Source organism: Hugenholtzia roseola DSM 9546 (assembly GCF_000422585.1).
Classification (GTDB): domain Bacteria; phylum Bacteroidota; class Bacteroidia; order Cytophagales; family Bernardetiaceae; genus Hugenholtzia; species Hugenholtzia roseola.
On record NZ_AUGI01000043.1, the window covers coordinates 12,751 to 33,016 of the forward strand.

Genomic DNA, 20,266 nt, shown 5'->3' on the forward strand with positions numbered 1-20,266 from the left:
TATGTTAAAAACGATAGAAGAGGGGGCATTCGAAAGAATACTGCAAAGGTACGCAACAATAGCGATAAGAAGCAAGTGCATATCGTTTTAATTATACTCTTTCTTGGAAAAAAAGAAAAAAGGTTCTAAAAAAAGGACTTTGACCCAAAATCTTTTTTTTATCCCTATCCTGCTCCTTTTAAGAAGTTTTTAGATTTTACGCTATTTCCTTACAAACGTTACAAAAGGTGCGAAAAGTATTGAAAAAGTGTTGGCTTGCGTGAAAAAGAGAATCCGCTCCAAACCAAATACTGCCCATTTTCTTTATGCCAAAGGATAAGTTACAAGATTTGTAGGTTGCTTTGGGCTTGCGTTTGCAGAATCGTATTTTTTTAGCGAAATTTAGGGCGCGAAAACATACTTTCTAATGCTATGCCTACTCCCGATTTGACCCAAATTCCCTTCCAAGCCATAGAAAAGGCTTGGCAAGAGGCAGCCCAAACGCCTTTCTATCAGGCAGATATGGATTCTATCCCTACTTGGCAAACCGCCGAACAGATTCAGGTCAAGCCCTATTATCAATCTTTGGACAGTGAGCCGCTTTTGCACCCTGACTTTGCCGCAGGTATCGCTCCTTTTTTGCGCGGACCTTATGCCACTATGTATGCGGTGCGCCCCTGGACAATTCGCCAATACGCAGGTTTTTCTACCGCCCAAGAGTCTAACGCCTTTTATAGGCGCAATTTGGCAGCAGGTCAGAAGGGGCTTTCCGTTGCTTTCGATTTGGCTACACACAGAGGATACGATTCCGACCACCCACGTGTCGTAGGAGATGTAGGCAAGGCAGGGGTAGCCATCGATTCGGTAGAGGATATGAAAGTGCTTTTCGACCAAATTCCCTTAGACCAGATGTCCGTCTCGATGACCATGAACGGTGCCGTTATTCCCATCATGGCGTTTTATATCGTAGCCGCAGAGGAGCAAGGGGTGAGTCCTGAAAAATTGAGTGGCACGATTCAGAACGACATCTTGAAGGAGTTTATGGTGCGCAATACCTACATCTATCCGCCCAAACCGAGCATGCGCCTAATTGCCGATATTTTTAAATATACTGCCGAAAAAATGCCCAAGTTTAATTCTATCAGCATCAGCGGCTACCACATGCAGGAAGCGGGGGCAACGGCAGACATCGAGTTGGCTTACACCTTAGCCGATGGATTGGAGTATGTTCGCACAGGCATTGCAGCAGGCATGGACATTGACGACTTTGCGCCGCGCCTTTCCTTTTTTTGGGCAATCGGCATGAACCATTTTATGGAAGTGGCTAAGATGCGGGCAGGGCGTTTGCTTTGGGCAAAATTGATTAAACAATTTAACCCCAAAAATGAAAAATCTATGGCACTGCGCACACATTGTCAGACTTCGGGCTGGTCTTTGACCGAACAAGACCCCTTCAACAACGTAACGCGCACTTGCATCGAGGCAATGTCGGCAGCCTTAGGCGGCACACAGTCTTTGCATACGAACTCTTTGGACGAAGCCATTGCACTGCCTACTGACTTTTCTGCACGTATCGCACGCAATACACAAATTTTTATACAAAAAAATACAGAAATCACAAAAGCAATAGACCCCTACGCTGGTTCGCATTACGTAGAAAGCCTAACTGCCGCCTTAGTAGAACGCGCTTGGACGCTGATAGAGGAGGTAGAAAAGTTGGGCGGCATGACAAAGGCGATTGAGGCAGGAATCCCGAAGATGCGCATCGAGGAGGCGGCGGCACGCAAGCAGGCACGCATCGATGGGCAGAAAGATGTCATTGTGGGCGTGAATAAGTATGCGGTAGAAGAAAATACAGAAATTGAACTACTTGAAGTAGATAATACGGCTGTGCGCGAGTCGCAAATTGCGCGTCTTTCCGAAATTAAGGCAAACCGCGATGAAAAAGCCGTACAAAAAGCCCTTTTTAAGATTAAAGAGGCAGCACAAAATCAGAGTGGCAATATGTTGGAATTAGCCGTAGAAGCGGCAAGGCTTCGCGCTACTTTGGGTGAAATTTCTGCTGCTATGGAAAGTGTTTTTGGCAGATTTCAAGCAGAAACCCGCTTAATTTCAGGTACTTATGCGAAAGAAATTGCAAAAAACGAAGACTTTGTAAAAGCCCAACAGCTCTCCAATCAATTTGCGCAGCTCGAGGGTCGTCGTCCGCGTATTCTCATTGCTAAGATGGGGCAAGATGGGCATGACAGAGGGGCAAAAGTAATTGCGACAAGTTTTGCAGACTTGGGCTTTGATGTCGATATCAGTCCCCTTTTCCAAACGCCCGAAGAGGTTGCGCGCATGGCGATGGAAAATGACGTGCATTTGGTTGGTGCGTCTTCTTTGGCGGCAGGGCATAAAACGCTCATTCCCCAACTGATTGAGGAACTCAAAAAGGTAGGGCGCGAAGATATTTTAGTGGTAGCAGGGGGCGTGATTCCGCCAAAGGATTACGATTTTCTGTATCAAAAGGGTGTAGCAGCCGTTTTTGGTCCTGGAACGGTGATTGCAGTGGCGGCGCAGAAGATTTTAGAAAAATTACTTTTGGAAGTCGAGTAAAAAAACTATCAAGTCTTAAAAGTAGGGACAAGGCATTGCCTTGTCCTAATTGTTAGGAAATTGTTATGAAAGGGCTTCCATTTAGACTACTCTATTTCGAGCGAATCGCCTCCACAGGGTCTAAACGGGCGGCTATCCAAGCAGGAATTACGCCCGCGCTCAATCCTATCAAAAGGGCAATGACTAAGCCCAGCAAAATATTGCCGTAGTTTATCACAATGACAAAAGTATCAGTGGAGAGGAAGGAGAGCAGCGAAACCAATATCAGACCAAAGAAACCGCCGATAACGCTCAAAAAGATAGCCTCGAAAAGGAATTGAAACAAGATAAATTCATTTCGCGCACCCAAAGATTTTTGGATACCGATAAGGTTTGTACGCTCTTTTACAGACACAAACATAATGTTGGCAATGCCAAAGCCTCCTACTAAGATAGAAAAACTCCCTATCACGGCACCTGCCAACGTGAGAACGGCGATAATGCCATCTAAAAACTTAGCAAACATTTCTGGGCGATTGAGGGCGAAGCTATCTTCCTGTTTAGCTCCAATGCCGCGATAGCTACGTAGCAGACCGCGCATTTCACCTTCCAAATCCTGCAAATCGGTATCATTTTCAAAGCCTTTGGCGGCAATGGTGGGGAAAACCCCGCGCTTGGAGGCAAATTTTTTGACGTAAGTAAAATAGGGAATAATGCAAATGTTGTCGTTGCTTGGCGCATCTAATAGGTTCTCGCCTTGTTTTTTCAAAATCCCAATCACTTTAAACTTTTCGCCGCGCAATTTGACAAACTTCCCTATCGGATTTTCCAAACCAAAAAGTTCGGCGGCTAAGGTGTGTCCCAAAATGACTACTTCGGCGGAATAATCTGCCTCTGGTAGCGTAAAATATCGCCCTTCTTCTACGGGAATGTCGGCTACTTCGGCGTGGCTGTGCGTAATGCCTTGTACGGCAAGCCCCGAAACGCTATTTTCTTTGTATTTGATGGTAAAGCCGCCACGCACCGTAAAGACCGAAACGGCAGAGGCTTTAGTGAGCCTTTTGCGCAAAAATTCATATTCTTCTATTGTCGGATTGGGGCGCGAAAAATACTTCCACCAAGGGTAGTCTGGCTCAAAAATCCAAGGCATGCGCTGCACATAAATCACCTTTTCGCCCAAAAAAGAAAGGCTATCTTTGATGCCGCGCTCCAAAGCATCTACAAAGGTCAGCACCCCGATAATGGCAAAAATGCCAATCGTAACGCCTAAAAGAGAAAGAACGGTGCGCAAGATGTTTTCGCGCAAAGCTGCCATGCCAAAGCGCAGGGATTCCCAAAAAAGGCGAATCGCGATAGGAATTTTCATAACTTGAAATAGGTCTAAATGAGACCTTATTAGTAGCGAGCCTTGCTTACTTGTTACAAAAAGCGGGCTTTTTTTCTTTTTGGCAATATTTTAGCTTCGAAATCCGAATCCAAGACCCCATAGTGGGCTTTGTTTTGTATGTTTGTAAAAACTTGTTTTCCTTATCCCATAGTCCAAATCGGTATGAAACGTTTTTTGATGTGCTTTTTCTTTTTTGCAGCCGCTACGCTTGCTATGGCTTCGCTCCAAACGGCGCAAGCGCAATGCAGTATAGATTCTATCTTTCAAGCCAAAGCCATGACGCAGTTTGCCAAAAATAAATACCAACTTTCGCGTAGTTATCGCATCGAGCCTTCGTGTAGAGGCTGTTCTACCTATAAAAGTTATACTTGTATCCTAACCAAAGGCAATACCTATGTCTTAGAAATTTCGAGTACGGAGGGGCAGGCGCAGGGGCTAATTGCACAATTCAAAGACGTTACGGGTGCGATTGTGGCTTCTAATTATGATGCTGTGAAGAAAAGAAGTTACTACTCTGTAACCTTTGAATGTAACAAGACCGCCCCTTACTACCTCAATTTTTCTTCTGTCGATGGCAAAAAGCCCTGTGGGGTAGCTATTTTGGGGTTTCGGATTACAAAGTAGTGTCATAAAAGTAAGACCTGTAGGGACAAGGTACTGCCTTGTCCTAATTTTGTTCCTTTTTTCAGACTACATAACTTTAAACTAAATGGCTAATTAGCCCTAAAAAACAGGCTAAACAGAAAAATTTTATTTGATGGGTTTTCAAAGCTAAAAAACAGCGTTTTGTATTTGTTTTTTGCTATTTTTGTGGTATCTTACAACGCAAATCCAAGATTTGCCATACTGATAGGTCGTAGTCGGAGACTACGCCCAATAGGGCGAGGCTATCTTGTTAGGAACTTGCTTTTTTGGATTGCTGTTGGTTCTTCTTCCACTAAAACTCAATCCTTATTTTTTCTACTTCCTCTTTTGCTTGTTTGCGAAGTTCAAAAGAATAACGCACTTTCTCGCTGATTTCTTGCAAAACTTTTCCTTCGGGTAGGTACACTAAAATTCTGCCTAAATCATAGTCGGAAATGTTGGGAATGGCTGCACCTGTTCGGTACATAAAAACCTGTTTCAAAAACATTTCTGTTCGCAAGTAGTAGAGCAAATAGTACAAATCTACTTTGCAGTTTCGCAAAATTCTGAAGCCATTGGTGCAAATACTTCCTTCGTAATCTTTTGTCGCTAAGGCGGTTGCGTGCTTGTTTGTGCCTATGGAATTACCCGCTACTGCTGTCAAAATATCGTTTTCTCTGACTTCATAACTTGCTCGGCTTGGCAACTCGTGAACTAAATAACTTGTTGCATTGATAATCTCATAACTATGCGTATTGATGTCTGAAAGTTCTATGTAATCAACCGTTTCGTTTGCTTGTGAAAGTTTTTTGCTTTTTATTTTTACTATCTCACAAAGGTCTGCAAGTTTTACGGCATTTTGACTTGTGAGTTTATTTAGCAACTTTCGATTTTGAGGTGCGTAATAATCAAAGTCAAACCTTCCAGTTAATTCAGCAACGGGAAACGTAAAACTATTTTCAGTTTCAATTGCTATTTCGTTAGTTATCTGAAATTGTTTGTAATCTTGAATTATTTTACTGAAATCTTCCTCTAAAATTGGCTCTTTATTCTTGTTTTTCAATAAGTTACCAAACTCATCTTTTTGGTAAATTGGATTACCGTTTTTGTTTCCTTGATAACCCAACTTGGTAACTCTGCCAAAAAATACTTTTGGTTCGGAAACCTCACAGGTTTTCAAAACCTGTGAGGTTTGTTTCTCTAAAAATAAAATGGACGTTTTTACGCCCGTTCCAAATGGAATAAAAGTTTCTTGTGGTAAATTGACTACTGCCAAAACCTTTGTTTTTTGTTTGATAAAATATCGCAAATATTCCAAAGATGGATTTTCAAACATTCCGTTAGGTAGTACGATTGCCATTCTGCCACCTTCTTTCAAAAGTTGCAAACACCTTTCAATAAACAGAATTTCAGGTGTTTGCCCTGTATGTAAAGTTTTGGTTTTGAAATAGTTAGTGTTTTCTCCTTGCCATTTATAGCCTAATTCGTATTTCCGCAATAGTTTTTCATTCGTAATTTTTCCTAATGTGCCAAAAGGTGGATTTGCCAAAACAATATCCATTTGATTTTCAATCTGTTGCCCGAAAGACAAAGCCAATTCGTCTAAATCTTCTAAGGAATTTTGAGCAACAATATTGAGGTTGGTGTTGCACTCCAACAACAATTTCATTTTAGCGATTTTGACAATGGTTTTATTGATGTCAATGCCAAAAAGGTTGGGGATAATTTCTTGTTTGGAAGTCTGAAAATTATCTGACAAATATTGATAAGCGGAAAATAAAAAACCACCACTGCCACAAGTGGGGTCAATAATTTTTTCGTGGGGCTTGGGTTGTAAAAATTCCACACAAAAATTTATCACAGGTTCAGGTGTAAAAAATTGTCCTCTGTCTGCTTTTTCGGTACTTGCCAAAAACTTCTGAAACGCCAAACCTTTGGCATCTGTGGTATCTGAAAAGTCTATATGTTGTAATTTATTGACTGCAAAAGCCAAACTTGCAAGGCTTAATTTTATCTTTTCGTTAGGCTCAAAAATATCTGTAAAATCTTTTTTAGATTTTTCCCAAAGTTCAAATGTTCTTTCCGTAAAGTCATTAGATACATTATTGTCCAGACATTCTTTGTATTCTTTCTCGTCAATCCAAAACCAATTTTTACGCAATTTTCTATTAAACACCTTCATAAACAATACTTTGAGCATTTCGTCTAATGCTTGCTGTGCCGAGAGTCCGTCATTGGCGTAAATGCTATTGTGGATTTCGGAAAACTTTTTGAGTAGAGAAGTGTCTTTTTGAAGGGTAAAGATGTTAGGCTGTTCCATTTTCGCTTTGATTAGTTGGTTGATAGTGGCTTAATCTAAGTAATGCAAGCAAAAGTAAATTTGCAACTTTGATATTGTAGTCTTCATAACGCATTAAAGTATGTGCAATATCATTTCTCAAATTAAAGCCAACTCCTCTATCTGTTAAGAGAAATTTAAGGAAAGTCCAATCGTTTGTTTTTATTAGGTTTGACACTTTTCCTTCTTCTAATTCCTTAAATAAATCATTTAGGTCTTTTTCAACTGTTTTATTCTTAACTTGCCCTTTTGTTTGAAAAGTTATTTCACCATTCAATTCAAAAATATCCCTTACAATACCTTCCATTTTAGAAGCCAAACTATCTATAAATAAAATAAAACTTGGCTGATAACCTTTGTTTTCAAAAGCTTTATCTATTTCTACAAAATAATTTTCTAAAGCAGGTTTAATAAAGTCCGTCCATTTGTATTCGTAAGAAAAACCATTTGCCCTTTTAGTTATTTCTTGCCCGAACCAAGTATTTTGTTCTAAAAAGTTAATCAAAATATCAAATGTTAAAACCTTGTTTTTTACCAATTCATTAAAACAATGAACCACAAACAAGTTGTAGTACGTATCTAATAAAATGCCATAAAACTTTAATTTTTCGTATTTCTCTGAACCTCCTTCAAATTCTTGAGCAGTATGTCCATTGTTATCAAGAACTGACTTTGATAATTGACTTAAAAAGTTATTGCTATCATTCTCTTGATTACTTGCTAAACTATTAATTTCTGAAATAGAAACCATAGTATTATCTGAAGAAGATAATAATTGTAGGATTTCTTTAATGTCTTTTGCTAATAGTTCTGCCTTCATAGTATTAAAAGTTTCTATTTGAGATGAAACATCTATTACTTGATGAGTTTCAAACAATTGCCTTGATGCTATTAACTGTTTATACCTTTCGGCTGTTTCTTGGATTTTATCCTCCATTTTTAGACTTGAATAGATATTTAAAGCCTGTAAGCAAAAAACAGAATTGGCTAAGTCTTGCCTTTCAATAGACATTTTTTCATACACTTTGGCAATTTCTAACAGCCAATTATAGGTAGAGGTACTAAATTTTTGGTCTATTTTTTTTCCTAAATAGAAAAAGGCTATTGTTTTGTCAAATATTTCTACAATAGGTTTTATTTCTAAGAGTCGGTGTGCAGAATTAAAACAAATTTCTTGTAGATTAAAAGTAATTAATTTAGTTTTGAAGTTTTTAAAATCTTCTACTAAATAAGTTACAAGTGCTTTAAGAAATACAAAATTTCTTTGATAAAGAAAAGTTGTATTTTCTATGATAGTATTGATTGTCTGTTGTTTGTTATAATTCGTTTCAATAGCAATCATACAAGCATTTCTCGTTGCGTGATAGATTTTAGTATCTATATTTTCAATACTTAAATCAGACTTATAAATCTCTATAAGTTCTAAATAAGAATTTACAGCAGTTTCAATGTAGTATCGTCTGCTCTCTGTTGCATTTGATAATAACAAAAGTAAGTGAGAATAATAGGCTTTCAAAAAAGGGTGATTACTTTCTGCTAATCTCTCTTTAAGACGAATAAAGAAGTTTTCTGTTAAATTATTTATGTCAATATTTGGGTGCTTATTACCATCTGTATCAGTCAATATACTACTCTCTATAACTTTATTATCATCTGTGATATAAAGATGTTTGAAAACAATAATTTCAAAACAAGATATATTTTCTAAGCCATCAATATTTTGAAATGGAATAAATAAATCTGCAATGTTTTCATTGCGTTGATATTTATAACCTTCGTATTCAAGGTGTGCAAAAACATCTTCAATCTTTGAAAAATGGGGAGTGTTCATATTGCTTTTATTAAGGCTTACATTCACGCGCAAATATACTACACATTTGTGTAAAACAAAAATCACTCGTCTGTTTCTTCAAAATCTTCTCTTGTGTCTAATTGGCTTTCGTCAATTTCTCTTGGTGTAGGTTTTGTTTCTTGTATCAATTTTTCAAGGTCGTTGTACCAAGGTGGCGTAAAAATCGGTTGTGTTTTTTCGTCTTTTACCAAAACATCAATCGTGTAGTTTTGATACAAATGTTCGGGTGAAGTGGGCGAATGACTAATTTTTTCGCTGTTCATAAAGGCAAATTCGTGTCTGCCTGTCCGCAAAAACAAATCTACTGCCATAATATTGAAGTCCTTTACCAAAGGTGCTGCCTGGTTTATTTGTGTGATTTCACCAATTCTTTTGCTTGGTTGGTGGGTTTCCAAAATGGCGATTGCACCCTCTACATTTCGGTAGGCTTGTTCGGTAAAAACTTCATCGGGTTGATTATCAATCCACGTTTTAAGGTCTTGCTCGGTTTTCCAAATTCCTTCCAAATATACGCTAAACGCACCTGCGGTTTCCAAAACCCACGTAAAAGGCGGAAAAGTTTTATCGGGATTTTTCTTTTCCCAATCTTCTTTGGTTTTGGTGTAGGCTTTTAGTCCTTTGTCGTAAGTCTTTTGTTTGGCATCGGGTTTTGGGAAAGCCAAAGGTTTCAAAAAACGAAACAATTTATCTTTGTTGTCCAACTTTGAGCCTCTAAACTCGGAATTACTTTTTAGTCCTTTGCACTCAATTACTAACCATTCATTTTTGGTTTCGCCTCTTTTGCGAATATAAAAGTCGCCTCTTGCCTCACTATTCTTAGCGTTATTACCTCCTGCGGGTTTTTCTTTAATACGCAAGACTTCGTAACCCAAATTTTCCAAATACTGTTTCAACAATAATTCGCTAATTGCTCCCATAATGTAGCCGTTGGCACTTGGGCTACTTCGTAAGGCTTGTAAAAATACATTTGTCGTTACGCCAAATCGTTTTTCTATAAATTCTTGTATTTCGTCTTGCATTTTGGTGATTAAAGTTTTGTAAATTTAGCAGTTTTCTTTCAAATCACGCACAACGGTTTGCCGCTTGCCGCAGTGGGGGATTTCGGAGCACTTCAATGTCAACCAAGCACAAATGTTGTTAGAAGCACTGCACTTGATTTTACCACGTCAGCCCCCATTGCGGCAAACGGCTGTTAGCGGTTTGTGCTATTAATGTACTCTTGCAAGCATAATTTTTAAAATTTGATTAATAATTTCTTGTCTGAAGTCTTCATTATAATCGCAGTTAGCTAAAACCACTGCACCGATTTTTTTATCAGGAATAATAAGTAAATAACTCCTAAATCCTTTGTCGCCACCAAAGTGACCTATTGTTTTTTGCCCTTCTATTGTATTTAATTGAAACCCCAAGCCTATATATTTATTCAAATTGGTACTTTGCTTAATCATTGACTGAAAATAATAAGGCTCTTTTTCTGTATCTAATTTTTTAATAAATGAAATCATCCATTTTGAAAGTTCAATTGTAGAAGAATTAAGTGTACTGCTTGGTGAATGCTCTCTGGTATATGGGTAAATATTTCGTTGGTATACATTTTTTGAAAGCCAACTTTTTGAATGCGGGTATGTTTTTAATGAATCAGCTATTTTGAAGTAGCGAAAGTCACTTTGAATCATTTCGTTTGGCGTAAGAATGTTGCTTTTAACATATTCCTCAAATGTCAGTCCTGAAACCTGTTCAACAACTAAGCCTAATATATCATAAGCTAAGTTGCTGTATGCGTACTTTGTAGCGGGAGCAAATTCCAGTTTTATATTTTTATTTAGAATATAATTTTTTAAACTACTGTCATCCTGATTATTATTCGACCAATTATATGAGTTTATATCAGGAATTCCAGAAGTATGATTCAACATGGTCTTAATTGTTATATCATTCACTCTTTTATCGGTATATTTTAACTTAGGTATTATTGTTACCAATTTTTCGTCAAGAGCAAGCTGTCTATTTTCAATAAGATGCATTATAGCTAAAGCAGTAAATATTTTACTTACTGATGCCGTGTGGAAGATTGAATATTCTGTTACTTTTTTTTGGTTGATAATTCCTGTTACACCATAGCCTTTTGAGAAAATTACAGAGTCATCTTTAATGATACCAATTGACAGTCCAGGTATATTATAGTGATTCATTGTACTCGCAATAAGAGAGTCAACTCTTTCAGTAAGTGTGGTTGGGAAATGGTTATAATTTAGGCTTTGTTTAAATGTATTCCTTGAGCATGCTGTAAAAAGACATGTCAAAAGCAAACAAATGGCAATAAATTTTCTGTTCATTAGATTAAAATATTGTTTTTTGATTAAAGGTAGCGTCGGTGTTAGCATAACCGCTAACATGTAGTTATATGCAAGTTATTGCGCATTTTCGCCTAAATTCCTAAAAACAAGTCTAAAAACAGCGTTTTTAAAAACAAGGCGATAAGAAAGAGGGGCTAATTTGGTTAAAAAAGCCTTTTGTCTGTGCAGTTTGGTTAGAAAACTTCTATGCGCAGCTTGTGCTTAAAGAGGGACTGCTATGTCGGTATGATAAGCCTCTTCAATAGGCTTAGTCCGAAAAGGGGCGAAGTTTTCTTCCCATTTCAAACCTACAAAACTCTCCCCAAATTTCCAAATCAAAAACGTTGTTTATTGCAAAAAAAAATAAAGTTTTTGTTTGCGCGTGTAAGTAAGTAGAAATTAGCTCTACACTTTTTAGGCGTTTAATGTGGGTAGGAAAAAGAATTGCGACAAAATAGGCAGTCAAACATTGTATATGAATGTTTTTAAAAGTAAAAATCGCTATTTTTTCAGAGCTAACAGTCCTAAAAGCACTGTTAGCTCTGAACTACATTTTTTATAAGCCACCAATCATTTTAGAGGGTACTACCCACTGGTCGAACTCTTCCGAAGTGAGGTAGCCCAATTCTACTGCTGCTTGGCGCAGGGTCTTGTTTTCTTTGTGTGCCTTTTTTGCGATAGAAGCCGCCTTTTCATACCCAATTTTGGTGTTTAGAGCCGTAACGAGCATCAAAGAATTTTCTAAGTGCATATCAATTCGCTCCTGATTGGGTTCGATGCCTATGGCGCAGTTGTCGTTGAAGGATTCGCAGGCATCACCCAAAAGACGCGCCGCCATCAAGAGGTTGTAAATCATAACAGGCTTGAATACATTTAGCTCGAAATGCCCGTTCATGCCGCCTACCGCAATCGCTGCATCACAGCCGATAACTTGGGCGCAAACCATTGTGAGGGCTTCTGATTGAGTAGGATTGACCTTGCCCGGCATAATAGAAGACCCCGGCTCATTTTCAGGAATATTGATTTCGCCGATACCACAGCGCGGTCCCGAAGCCAAAAGGCGAATGTCATTGGCAATCTTCATGAGCGAAACGGCTAATTGGCGCAACGCCCCCGAAGTTTCTACGATAGCGTCGTGAGCGGCTAAGGCTTCAAATTTATTGGGTGCAGTAACGAAGGGCTGCCCTGCAAGTTGGGCAATCTTTTTTGCCACCAATTCGGCATAGCCTTTGGGCGTATTTAGCCCCGTTCCTACTGCTGTGCCGCCCAAAGCCAAATGCGAGAGGTGTTCGAGCGTATTGCGAAGGGCTTTCAAGCCGTAATCAAGCTGTGCTACATAGCCCGAAAGTTCCATGCCCAAAGTGAGTGGCGTTGCGTCCATTAAGTGCGTTCTGCCAATTTTGACAACGCCCCAATAGGCTTTTGATTTTTCGGCTAACGTATGGCGCAATTTCTCTATTTTCGGAATCGTATGCTCGACGACCAACTTGTAGGCAGCAATGTGCATTGCCGTAGGGAAGGTGTCATTTGAAGATTGCGACTTATTTACGTCGTCGTTGGGGTGTATCCATTTTTTTTCGTCTGATAGCGAGCCGCCCTTCAATACGTGTGCGCGGTTAGCGATAACTTCATTGACGTTCATATTCGATTGCGTTCCCGAACCTGTCTGCCAAACGACAAGGGGAAATTCACCCTCCAATTTTTCAGCTAAGATTTCATCACAGACTTCGGCGATGGCGGCGGCTTTGTCGGCAGCTAATGCGCCTAAGTCGGCGTTGGCAAGTGCAGCGGCTTTTTTCAGAATCGCAAAAGCGTGGATAACTTCTTTTGGCATCGTCTGACCGCCAATTTTGAAATTTTCAGAAGAACGTTGTGTCTGTGCGCCCCAATATTTTTCGGCGGGAACGCGGACTTCGCCCATAGTGTCGTGTTCGATGCGATATGATGTCATAACAGAGAAACGAAAAGGGTAAAAGGTAAGATAAACAAAAGGCAGAGAGCCTACAAAGGCTTATTCTTTTTCACTTGCTTCCAAATGGTCTAATTGCGTCGTTTTGAGGTGCTGATAAATTTGGCGCAAGATGGCTAAGGCTATTGCCACTTCCGCTGCCGCCAAGACCATCACAAAAAGAGCCATCAAATGCCCTTGTTGTTGGTTGTCAAAGGCTACAAAATTCAGATTTGCCGCATTGAGCATCAGCTCGATGCCAATAAGAATCAAGATGGGGTTTTTCTTTACTATCACCACAGCCAAACCCAAGCTAAAAAGCAAGCCACTAAGGGCTATCAAACCCTGAGCAGGGAGAATTGCGTCGGAGGGCATCAAATTGATATTTTGAGTCTAATAGAAAACGGATACTGATAGGGCTTAATATTCGCTAATATCTGGTTCTAAGCGGCGCAAAAGCGTAGCACTGCCACGCCCGATGTGCTGCCAACTTTCTACTTCAAACCTCAACTCTATGGCAGTGCAGGGATAGAGCAGGGGTATGTAGTCGTCCAGAAGGCGATAGCAGAGCGAAGTAAGGGTAGGATTGTGATTGACTATCAGTACCGTATCGTAGGAGTTGGGTATGGCTTGTATGAAGTGGTATAAAAATTCTTCCGAAGCACTATACAACTCATCAAGGAGGGTAATTTCCGAAGCCGCGTACTCGATTTTTTCTGCAATGACCGAAACCGTCATCTGGGCGCGTACCGCACTGCTGGAATAGATTTTATCGAAACGCTGGGATTCCGAAGCCCATTTCTTGCCCAAGGCGAGGGCATCTTCCAAGCCTTTTTCGGTTAGGGCGCGTTGTTTATCAGTTTCGCTATTGAGGAAATCTACCGTCCGCGCATGGCGTAAAAGTGTCAGTTTTTTCACGTGTGCAGGGCTTTAAATATAAAAAAGCAGGTCGAACTTATTTTTGCAAAAATAGCTCTTTTTCCAAAGATATTCCCAAATTTAGCAATAAAATAACGATTTTTCAGTTTTTGAGGCTTTAATTTCTGCCTCCTCTTTATCTACAAGACCCTGCCACACGATTTTTATTTTCACCGCTTGGCAAAAAAGGCTTAATTTTGTGGCGTGCTTCAAAGCCAAAGCGCAACATTCCTCATCAAATCCCTTTTATACTTGTGAAACAGTCTGAAATACGCTTTCACGTCGAATTAGACCAAGAAAGTATCCCCGATAAAATTTTCTGGCGAGCCACAGACGCACCCTTCGAGGGGCAGGCAGAGGCGAAAGCCATCATGATTTCCGTCTGGGACGTGAAAGAGCAAAACACCCTGCGTTTAGACCTTTGGACAAAAGACATGCTCATTGATGATATGAAAATCTTTTGTTTGGAAAGCCTCTTAGGGCTGACTACTACGATGGCACAGGCTACCCAAGACGAGTTTATTGTCGCACAAATGAAAAATGCCTGCGACAACATTCGCAACTATTTAGAAGCCCAAACAGAGGAGAAGGCTTAGTCGGTATTAGACTTTAAAACACAATGAGGTTTTAAAACACAGCCAAAGCAGCATAGGGACAAGGCACTGCCTTGTCCTAAGTTTTAGTTTTCCGATTTCTTTTCCAATGCCAAGATTTGTGTCATCACCGCTTCGGCTTCGGCTCTTTTGAGGTCGGAGGTCTTTCTATCTTGTGTAGAAAGGCGGAAAGACTCTTGCAGGAGTGCTTCGTATTTTTCTCTTAATTTTTCTACTTCACTTTTTCTTTTAAAAGGATTCCACATAAAAAGAGGTTTAAGGGTTGGCAATGAGAAAAAAGCAGTGCGCCTGCGAATAAGTTTTGTCGGATAGACTTTTGTATAATCATTTGATTTTCAAGTAGTTTTCAATAGATTTAGGTCTATTTTACGAACATTGTACAAATATTTCACAGACGCTATCGCCTACAAAACGCCAAAAAAGTATGGATTGTTTGTTTTGTGGAAAAGGGGCTAATTTTAGGATTTGCAGAATTGTAAAAATAGCCTTACCTTTGTAAATTGTTTGGAAGGCTCATTTGATTTAGCTGCCGCCCTCTTATTTGTTCCTACTTGTTTGATATGCAAAATCTTTCCGTCCTCAAAGACCTTTTGGCTACGCCCCGTCGTGTCATGATTTTCCCACACCAGCGTCCTGATGCCGATGCCTTAGGGTCTTGTTTGGCACTAAAACATTATTTAGAGAAGAAAAATCATCAGGTTTGGGTGGTATCGCCTACCGAATATCCCGATTTTTTGAAGTGGATGCCACAAAATGAGCAGGTTTTGATTTGGGACGAGGAAGCAAAACTCATACCTGCCGCCCAAGAAGAAGCGCAAAAGGAGGCAGAGCCAATTATTGCCGCCCAATACATACGTCAGTTGGCTGCCCAAATCGATGTCTTTTTCTGTTTAGATTTTTCCGACCCTGCTCGCATGTCGCCCTTAGATACGCTCCTGCCTTTGCGTAAGCCTGATGCGAAAATCGTTTTGATAGACCACCATGGGGGCAAAAAAGATTTTGCCGACTTCGAGCTTTGGAAAGTAGAAGCCGCCGCTACTGCCGAACTTATCTATGACTTCATCGACCTTATGGGCGAAACCCACTTGATAGACCTTGCTACCGCTTCTTGCATCTATGCAGGTATCGTTACTGATACAGGTTCTTTCAAATTCCCCAGCACGAGCAGCCATGTGCATCAAATTGCTGCCCAAATGATAGAGCGCGGCTTAGACACAGGGGCAATTCATCGCGCCATCTACGACAATAGTTCCGAAGACCGTCTGCGCCTTCTTGGGTTTGTGCTTTCTAAAAGGTTAAAGGTTTTGAAAGAGTATAAAACAGCCTATTTTTACCTCTCTTTGCGCGACTTACAGACCTACAAATCGCGTTCAGGCGATACAGAGGGAATTGTCAATTACGCTCTTTCCTTAGCAGGGGTCAATCTGGCTGCCATTTTTTTGGAGTATGAAAAAGAAATCCGCATTTCTTTTCGCTCGCATGGTGCTTTTTCGGTTGCCAAATTAGCCACACAACACTTCTTCGGCGGCGGACACCACAATGCAGCAGGAGGCAGGCTACAGGGCATGCCTTTGAAAACTGCCCTTGCGCGTTTCGAAAAACTTTTGGAAGAAAATAAAGAGGCGTTAAATGCCTATTAAATTCGCCAAAAAAACTGCGTTTTGTACAATTTTGAGCCAAGCGCAAAATTGAATCAAACACAAGATTCGTCAAACAAAATTCATCAGAATAGCACGCCAAAATATTGTACCGAAAGCATTGCACCAAACGCATTGTATAAAAAATAGGACACAAAAAAAACAAAAAAAACAAAAAACATCAAAATTAGAAAAATCAGAAAAAAAATTTTCTGTTTTATCAACCTCTTGTCATCACCGTTATTATGCCTATGAAATCACCTACTTTTTCCGTCCTCTTGGGTCTTTTTTGCGCCCTGCTGCATTTTGTACCCACCAGTCAAGCTCAACAGAATCCTTCCTTTCCTACAAAGGGAGAGCAAAATGACGTGCGCTACGAGATTTTCAAAAATCCTACTGCAAAAAACGAACAAGAAAGGCACTTTCCTACCGATAGCACTACCGTCAAGGTGCATCTCAAACTCTATACAGCACAGGATAGCCTGATTCGAAACAGCTACCAAGAGATGGGCGGACTGCCTATCTACCTGCCTATGGGTGCGGATTTGCCCTTTAAGTTTTTCTTGCGCCATGTAAACGCAGGCGATAGCGTTGTCTTTTTTATGCGTGCCGATTCGCTGCTCAAAGGCATGGCGATGCCGCCTTTTATAGAAAAAGGTAGCTTTTTGCGCAATGAAATGAAAGTTGTAGGCTTGCTCAATCCCTCTGAATTTCAAGCCGAAATGCAGGAGCGACAGATGGCAATGGTGCGCCAAAAACAGGCGGAAATGGCAACTTATAGTGCCGAACAAAGGCAAAAATTAGATGCCTTTTTAGAAGAAAAACAAATGGTAGTAGAAAAAAGTCCGACAGGCTTGCGATACAAAATAGAAAAACGCGGCTTAGAAATTCCTGCGGGCGATACCGTTGTGGTGCATTATCGCGGCAAACTCCTCGATGGCAGCGTCTTTGATGCCTCCTATGATAGAGGCGAACCCTTTACTTTTATTGTCGGAATTGGGCAGGTCATCTTGGGCTGGGACGAAGGAATCCGCACCTTAGGCGAGGGCGGCAAAGGTACGCTCTACATTCCTGCCGATATGGGCTATGGAAAACGAAGCATGGGTAGTATTCCTGCCGATTCGCCCCTTATTTTTGATGTCGAAATCTTAGAAGTCCGACACAGAAAAGCCTCACACGACCATCACGGACACGACCATCAGGGACACCAGCACGACTAAATTCTGCCCATAGTGCCGCCTTGTTTCTATGATTTTGTTCTGAAATTTTATAGCCTTTTATCTTCTTTCAATCATACCTTTCAATCCAAACCTTCAATCTCACCTAACCCTTTATTCACCCGTGAATCTTAAATCATTCTCTCTTTTGGGCTTTTTTGCCCTGCTTTCTCTGCCTTTCTTTACTGCTTGTGATAGTAAAAAAGAAGGCGAAATCAATGGCGTTAAATATATCGTGCATGTGTCTAATAAAGACGGCAAACAGGCTTCGCAAAACGAAATGGATAGTATGTTTGTCAAAGGGCATTTGAAGATGTATAACCACACCGACTCTTTGGTGCGTAATACTTACGAACAAGACCAACCCGTTTTTATTCCCGTCTTTGGCGACCTTTTCTTTAAAGATTTGCTTAAAATGTTGCACGTAGGCGATAGCGTTACTTTCTTCCTAAGTGCAGATAGCATCTTCAAAGGTGCGCAAATGCCGCCTATCTTCCAAGCAGGTACGATGGTGAGAAACGAACTCAAAGTTACGGACATCATCTCTATGGCTGACTACCAAAAAGAAATGCAGGCAGCCCAAGAAAAAGCCTTTAAAGAATATCAGGAAAAAATGATGGAAATGCAGCAAAAGCAAATCGCTTTGGAAACAGAAGCCCCTGCTGCCTTAGATAAGTGGATTGCTGAAAAAGGTATCAAAGCCACACGCACCGAATCGGGTATCCACTATGTTGTAGAGAAAAAAGGCGAAGGCACGCCTAAAACAGGTGAAATCTTAGTGGTGCATTACAAAGGCACTTTGCTCGACGGAACGGTATTCGACTCTTCTTACGACAGAGGACAGCCCTTCGAAACCGCTATCGGCGTAGGACAAGTCATCAAAGGTTGGGACGAAGGCATGCCTCTTTTGGGCGGCAAAGGCGGCAAAGGTACGCTTTATATCCCTGCCAACTTAGCTTATGGCGCACAAGACCGCGACCCTATTCCTGCGGGCTCGTCGCTTATCTTTGAAGTTGAAATTTTAGATGTCAAGCCTGCACAAGCAACGGAGGCAACACAAAAATAGTTTTCAAATGCACCTCGCTCTGTGTAGTGAGGTGCATTTTCAGGTTCTGACGTTGTGAAGAAGCCATTTTATCCTAAATTAAGTAAAAATGATATTAAAAGCAGAAAAAATAAAAAAACAGTACGGCAACTTAGCAGTCCTCAAAGGAATAGATTTGAGCATTGAAACTTCCGAAATTGTCGCCATTACAGGGGCTTCGGGTGCAGGAAAAAGCACCTTGCTTCATATTTTAGGCACTCTCGACCGACCAGATAGCGGTGCAGTATTCTTCAAAGAACAGCAAATTTCTCATTTGAGCGCAAGCAGCTTGGCGCAATTTCGCAACCAAAATATCGGCTTTGTCTTCCAATTTCACAACCTACTCCCCGAATTTTCCGCCATAGAAAATGTCTGCCTACCTGCCTTTATTGCAGGTTTGGGCAAAAAGGAGGCAGAAAAGAAGGCAGAAAAATGGTTAGAAAAGTTGGGCATGGCGGCACGTGCGCATCATAAGCCTTCCGAACTTTCAGGGGGCGAGCAGCAAAGAGTAGCAGTGGCACGCGCCCTTATCAATTCGCCCGCTATTATTTTTGCAGACGAACCCAGCGGCAATTTAGATGAAAAAAATGCCGACCAACTCCATCATCTCTTTTTCGAGTTGCGTGCCGAAATCGGACAAACCTTTGTGATTGTTACACACAATACCGAACTTGCAAATATGGCAGATAGGCGCATTGTGTTAGAAAAAGGCGAGGTCATGCGCATCAACTAACTCATTTTCAGCCCTTCTTTATTATTTTAGCTCCATTATTTTAGCTATCCTTTTCAAAATTCCAACACTTCTTCCACCTTTCCTGTGCGTAGCAGGCTACTTTTTTCTACCTGCCCATAGCGTAGGTGCGTGATATTTTTTTGGTCTGCAAAAAGGTCTAAAAGAATACGGTTTTCTATTTTTATCTGATTAAAACTTTTCACTGATTTGTACTCTGCATAGATATAAATTGCCTCAAAATCAAATTCATAACCTAAAAAATGTGCCTGCAAAAGGCTTTCTTTTTCATTTTTTTGCTTTGAGGAGGCTGGTAGCGAAAGTTTAAAATTTTGGCGCAAATAATCATAGATATACGAACTTTGTTCGGCTTTTCCTTCCAAAGTAAGGCGAAATTTTTTGCGAAATCTTTTTTCTAAAATGGCTTCTAAATCGTCTATAAAAATTTTATGCGATACTTCTATTGTTTTTTGGGCTGCCTGATATTCCATTTCGGTAACGCTGATATGAATGGGGTGTAAGACTGCCGCCCTTATCGGTTTGGTCTTTCTAATGTTAGTGAGAGAAGCCACTGCCCCTGTTTTTTGGGGAGAAAGTATCAAAAAAAAAGCAAAAATTAGACAAATATATTTCTTCATTTCAGATATAATAAGCGTGAATGGGGGCTATCATTTACTTTTGTAGGGACAAGGCACTGCCTTAGTAGCACGAAGCTCCAGCTTCGTTAGATGTCAGTTGTACGTGCGAAGTTGGAACTTCGCATTACTTTTGTAGGGACAAGGCACTGTCTTGTCGTTTGATTAAAACAAAAAGGCAAACCGAAGACAAAAATAGCAAAAAAGAGAGGTTTTTGGGGTATTTCTTCCCCTTCCAAATAAAAAACGAAAAAATGTGCCATAAAAATCGAAAACGAGTAGGGGCAGCAAGCCGAGTTTGCGTCATGGAGGAAAGCAAACGCAAAACTTCATTTGATTTCTTTTTCTAACTCTCACCTTAAAAATTTTCTGATTTTATGCAAACGAAAA

Annotated in this window: 17 protein-coding genes; 7 read left to right on the forward strand and 10 right to left on the reverse strand. The window is 40.3% G+C overall.

What is annotated here, in order from left to right:
• Window positions 1-411: 411 nt before the first annotated feature.
• Window positions 412-2,577: a methylmalonyl-CoA mutase gene (gene scpA / locus G500_RS0105080; RefSeq protein WP_027001798.1), complete on the forward strand. Its 2,166-nt coding sequence runs from the start codon at window positions 412-414 to the stop codon at window positions 2,575-2,577.
• A gap of 91 nt (window positions 2,578-2,668) precedes the next feature.
• Here the strand turns inward: scpA and G500_RS0105085 are convergent, their stop codons facing one another.
• A complete protein-coding gene (locus tag G500_RS0105085; protein WP_027001799.1) occupies window positions 2,669-3,922 on the reverse strand; it encodes an ABC transporter permease in 1,254 nt (417 codons plus the stop codon).
• A 183-nt stretch (window positions 3,923-4,105) separates the two neighbouring features.
• On the opposite strand from G500_RS0105085, the gene G500_RS0105090 reads away from it, so the two are divergent.
• The gene (locus G500_RS0105090; RefSeq protein ID WP_027001800.1) at window positions 4,106-4,567 is read left to right on the forward strand and encodes a hypothetical protein; all 462 of its coding nucleotides are present in this window, start codon (window positions 4,106-4,108) and stop codon (window positions 4,565-4,567) included.
• 313 nt (window positions 4,568-4,880) lie between these two features.
• On the opposite strand, the gene G500_RS24815 is transcribed toward G500_RS0105090, so the two are convergent.
• The 7 genes from G500_RS24815 to G500_RS0105130 form a co-directional block, all read right to left on the reverse strand.
• The gene (locus G500_RS24815; RefSeq protein WP_051203296.1) at window positions 4,881-6,887 is read right to left on the reverse strand and encodes an N-6 DNA methylase; all 2,007 of its coding nucleotides are present in this window, start codon (window positions 6,885-6,887) and stop codon (window positions 4,881-4,883) included.
• Window positions 6,874-8,736 (reverse strand): DUF4209 domain-containing protein, encoded by a 1,863-nt coding sequence (locus G500_RS22390; protein ID WP_035756360.1) that lies wholly within the window; start codon window positions 8,734-8,736, stop codon window positions 6,874-6,876. Before G500_RS22390 ends, G500_RS24815 begins: the two co-directional genes overlap by 14 nt.
• A gap of 62 nt (window positions 8,737-8,798) precedes the next feature.
• Complete coding sequence (locus G500_RS0105105; protein WP_027001801.1) at window positions 8,799-9,776, reverse strand: hypothetical protein; 978 nt, start codon at window positions 9,774-9,776, stop codon at window positions 8,799-8,801.
• A 189-nt stretch (window positions 9,777-9,965) separates the two neighbouring features.
• Window positions 9,966-11,153 (reverse strand): serine hydrolase, encoded by a 1,188-nt coding sequence (locus G500_RS0105110; protein ID WP_086047819.1) that lies wholly within the window; start codon window positions 11,151-11,153, stop codon window positions 9,966-9,968.
• A gap of 496 nt (window positions 11,154-11,649) precedes the next feature.
• Window positions 11,650-13,044, reverse strand: a complete 1,395-nt coding sequence (gene fumC, locus G500_RS0105120; protein WP_035756362.1) for a class II fumarate hydratase — start codon at window positions 13,042-13,044, stop codon at window positions 11,650-11,652.
• Window positions 13,045-13,104: 60 nt separating this feature from the next.
• Complete coding sequence (gene nuoK / locus G500_RS0105125) at window positions 13,105-13,416, reverse strand: NADH-quinone oxidoreductase subunit NuoK (RefSeq protein WP_051203297.1); 312 nt, start codon at window positions 13,414-13,416, stop codon at window positions 13,105-13,107.
• Window positions 13,417-13,461: 45 nt separating this feature from the next.
• The gene (locus tag G500_RS0105130; protein WP_027001806.1) at window positions 13,462-13,959 is read right to left on the reverse strand and encodes a SixA phosphatase family protein; all 498 of its coding nucleotides are present in this window, start codon (window positions 13,957-13,959) and stop codon (window positions 13,462-13,464) included.
• 254 nt (window positions 13,960-14,213) lie between these two features.
• Here G500_RS0105130 and gldC point away from each other — a divergent pair, with 254 nt between their 5' ends.
• The gene (gene gldC, locus G500_RS0105140) at window positions 14,214-14,555 is read left to right on the forward strand and encodes a gliding motility protein GldC (protein WP_027001807.1); all 342 of its coding nucleotides are present in this window, start codon (window positions 14,214-14,216) and stop codon (window positions 14,553-14,555) included.
• Between the two features lie 83 nt (window positions 14,556-14,638).
• On the opposite strand, the gene G500_RS0105145 is transcribed toward gldC, so the two are convergent.
• Entirely contained in the window at window positions 14,639-14,818 is a 180-nt protein-coding gene (locus G500_RS0105145; protein ID WP_027001808.1) for a Lacal_2735 family protein, read from the reverse strand.
• A gap of 315 nt (window positions 14,819-15,133) precedes the next feature.
• On the opposite strand from G500_RS0105145, the gene G500_RS0105150 reads away from it, so the two are divergent.
• From G500_RS0105150 to G500_RS0105170, 4 genes are all read left to right on the forward strand, one after another.
• Window positions 15,134-16,213 (forward strand): DHH family phosphoesterase, encoded by a 1,080-nt coding sequence (locus G500_RS0105150; RefSeq protein ID WP_027001809.1) that lies wholly within the window; start codon window positions 15,134-15,136, stop codon window positions 16,211-16,213.
• Window positions 16,214-16,461: 248 nt separating this feature from the next.
• Window positions 16,462-17,430, forward strand: a complete 969-nt coding sequence (locus G500_RS24820; RefSeq protein ID WP_051203299.1) for an FKBP-type peptidyl-prolyl cis-trans isomerase — start codon at window positions 16,462-16,464, stop codon at window positions 17,428-17,430.
• Between the two features lie 121 nt (window positions 17,431-17,551).
• Window positions 17,552-18,493, forward strand: coding sequence for an FKBP-type peptidyl-prolyl cis-trans isomerase (locus tag G500_RS22400; RefSeq protein ID WP_154657022.1), 942 nt, complete (start codon window positions 17,552-17,554; stop codon window positions 18,491-18,493).
• Window positions 18,494-18,584: 91 nt separating this feature from the next.
• Window positions 18,585-19,244 (forward strand): ABC transporter ATP-binding protein, encoded by a 660-nt coding sequence (locus G500_RS0105170; RefSeq protein WP_211220140.1) that lies wholly within the window; start codon window positions 18,585-18,587, stop codon window positions 19,242-19,244.
• A 53-nt stretch (window positions 19,245-19,297) separates the two neighbouring features.
• On the opposite strand, the gene G500_RS0105175 is transcribed toward G500_RS0105170, so the two are convergent.
• Window positions 19,298-19,843 (reverse strand): DUF6702 family protein, encoded by a 546-nt coding sequence (locus G500_RS0105175; RefSeq protein WP_154657023.1) that lies wholly within the window; start codon window positions 19,841-19,843, stop codon window positions 19,298-19,300.
• Between the last annotated feature and the right edge of the window lie 423 nt (window positions 19,844-20,266).

Bases quoted from the DNA above. Each gene is read 5' to 3' on its own strand.
- G500_RS0105105 (WP_027001801.1), bottom strand. From the start codon at position 9,776: ATGCAAGACGAAATACAAGAATTTATAGAAAAACGATTTGGCGTAACG.
- G500_RS0105090 (WP_027001800.1), top strand. From the start codon at position 4,106: ATGAAACGTTTTTTGATGTGCTTTTTCTTTTTTGCAGCCGCTACGCTT.
- G500_RS0105110 (WP_086047819.1), bottom strand. From the start codon at position 11,153: ATGTTAGCGGTTATGCTAACACCGACGCTACCTTTAATCAAAAAACAA.
- G500_RS0105085 (WP_027001799.1), bottom strand. From the start codon at position 3,922: ATGAAAATTCCTATCGCGATTCGCCTTTTTTGGGAATCCCTGCGCTTT.
- nuoK (WP_051203297.1), bottom strand. From the start codon at position 13,416: ATGCCCTCCGACGCAATTCTCCCTGCTCAGGGTTTGATAGCCCTTAGT.
- G500_RS24815 (WP_051203296.1), bottom strand. From the start codon at position 6,887: ATGGAACAGCCTAACATCTTTACCCTTCAAAAAGACACTTCTCTACTC.
- G500_RS0105145 (WP_027001808.1), bottom strand. From the start codon at position 14,818: ATGTGGAATCCTTTTAAAAGAAAAAGTGAAGTAGAAAAATTAAGAGAA.
- fumC (WP_035756362.1), bottom strand. From the start codon at position 13,044: ATGACATCATATCGCATCGAACACGACACTATGGGCGAAGTCCGCGTT.
- G500_RS0105150 (WP_027001809.1), top strand. From the start codon at position 15,134: ATGCAAAATCTTTCCGTCCTCAAAGACCTTTTGGCTACGCCCCGTCGT.
- scpA (WP_027001798.1), top strand. From the start codon at position 412: ATGCCTACTCCCGATTTGACCCAAATTCCCTTCCAAGCCATAGAAAAG.
- G500_RS22390 (WP_035756360.1), bottom strand. From the start codon at position 8,736: ATGAACACTCCCCATTTTTCAAAGATTGAAGATGTTTTTGCACACCTT.
- G500_RS24820 (WP_051203299.1), top strand. From the start codon at position 16,462: ATGAAATCACCTACTTTTTCCGTCCTCTTGGGTCTTTTTTGCGCCCTG.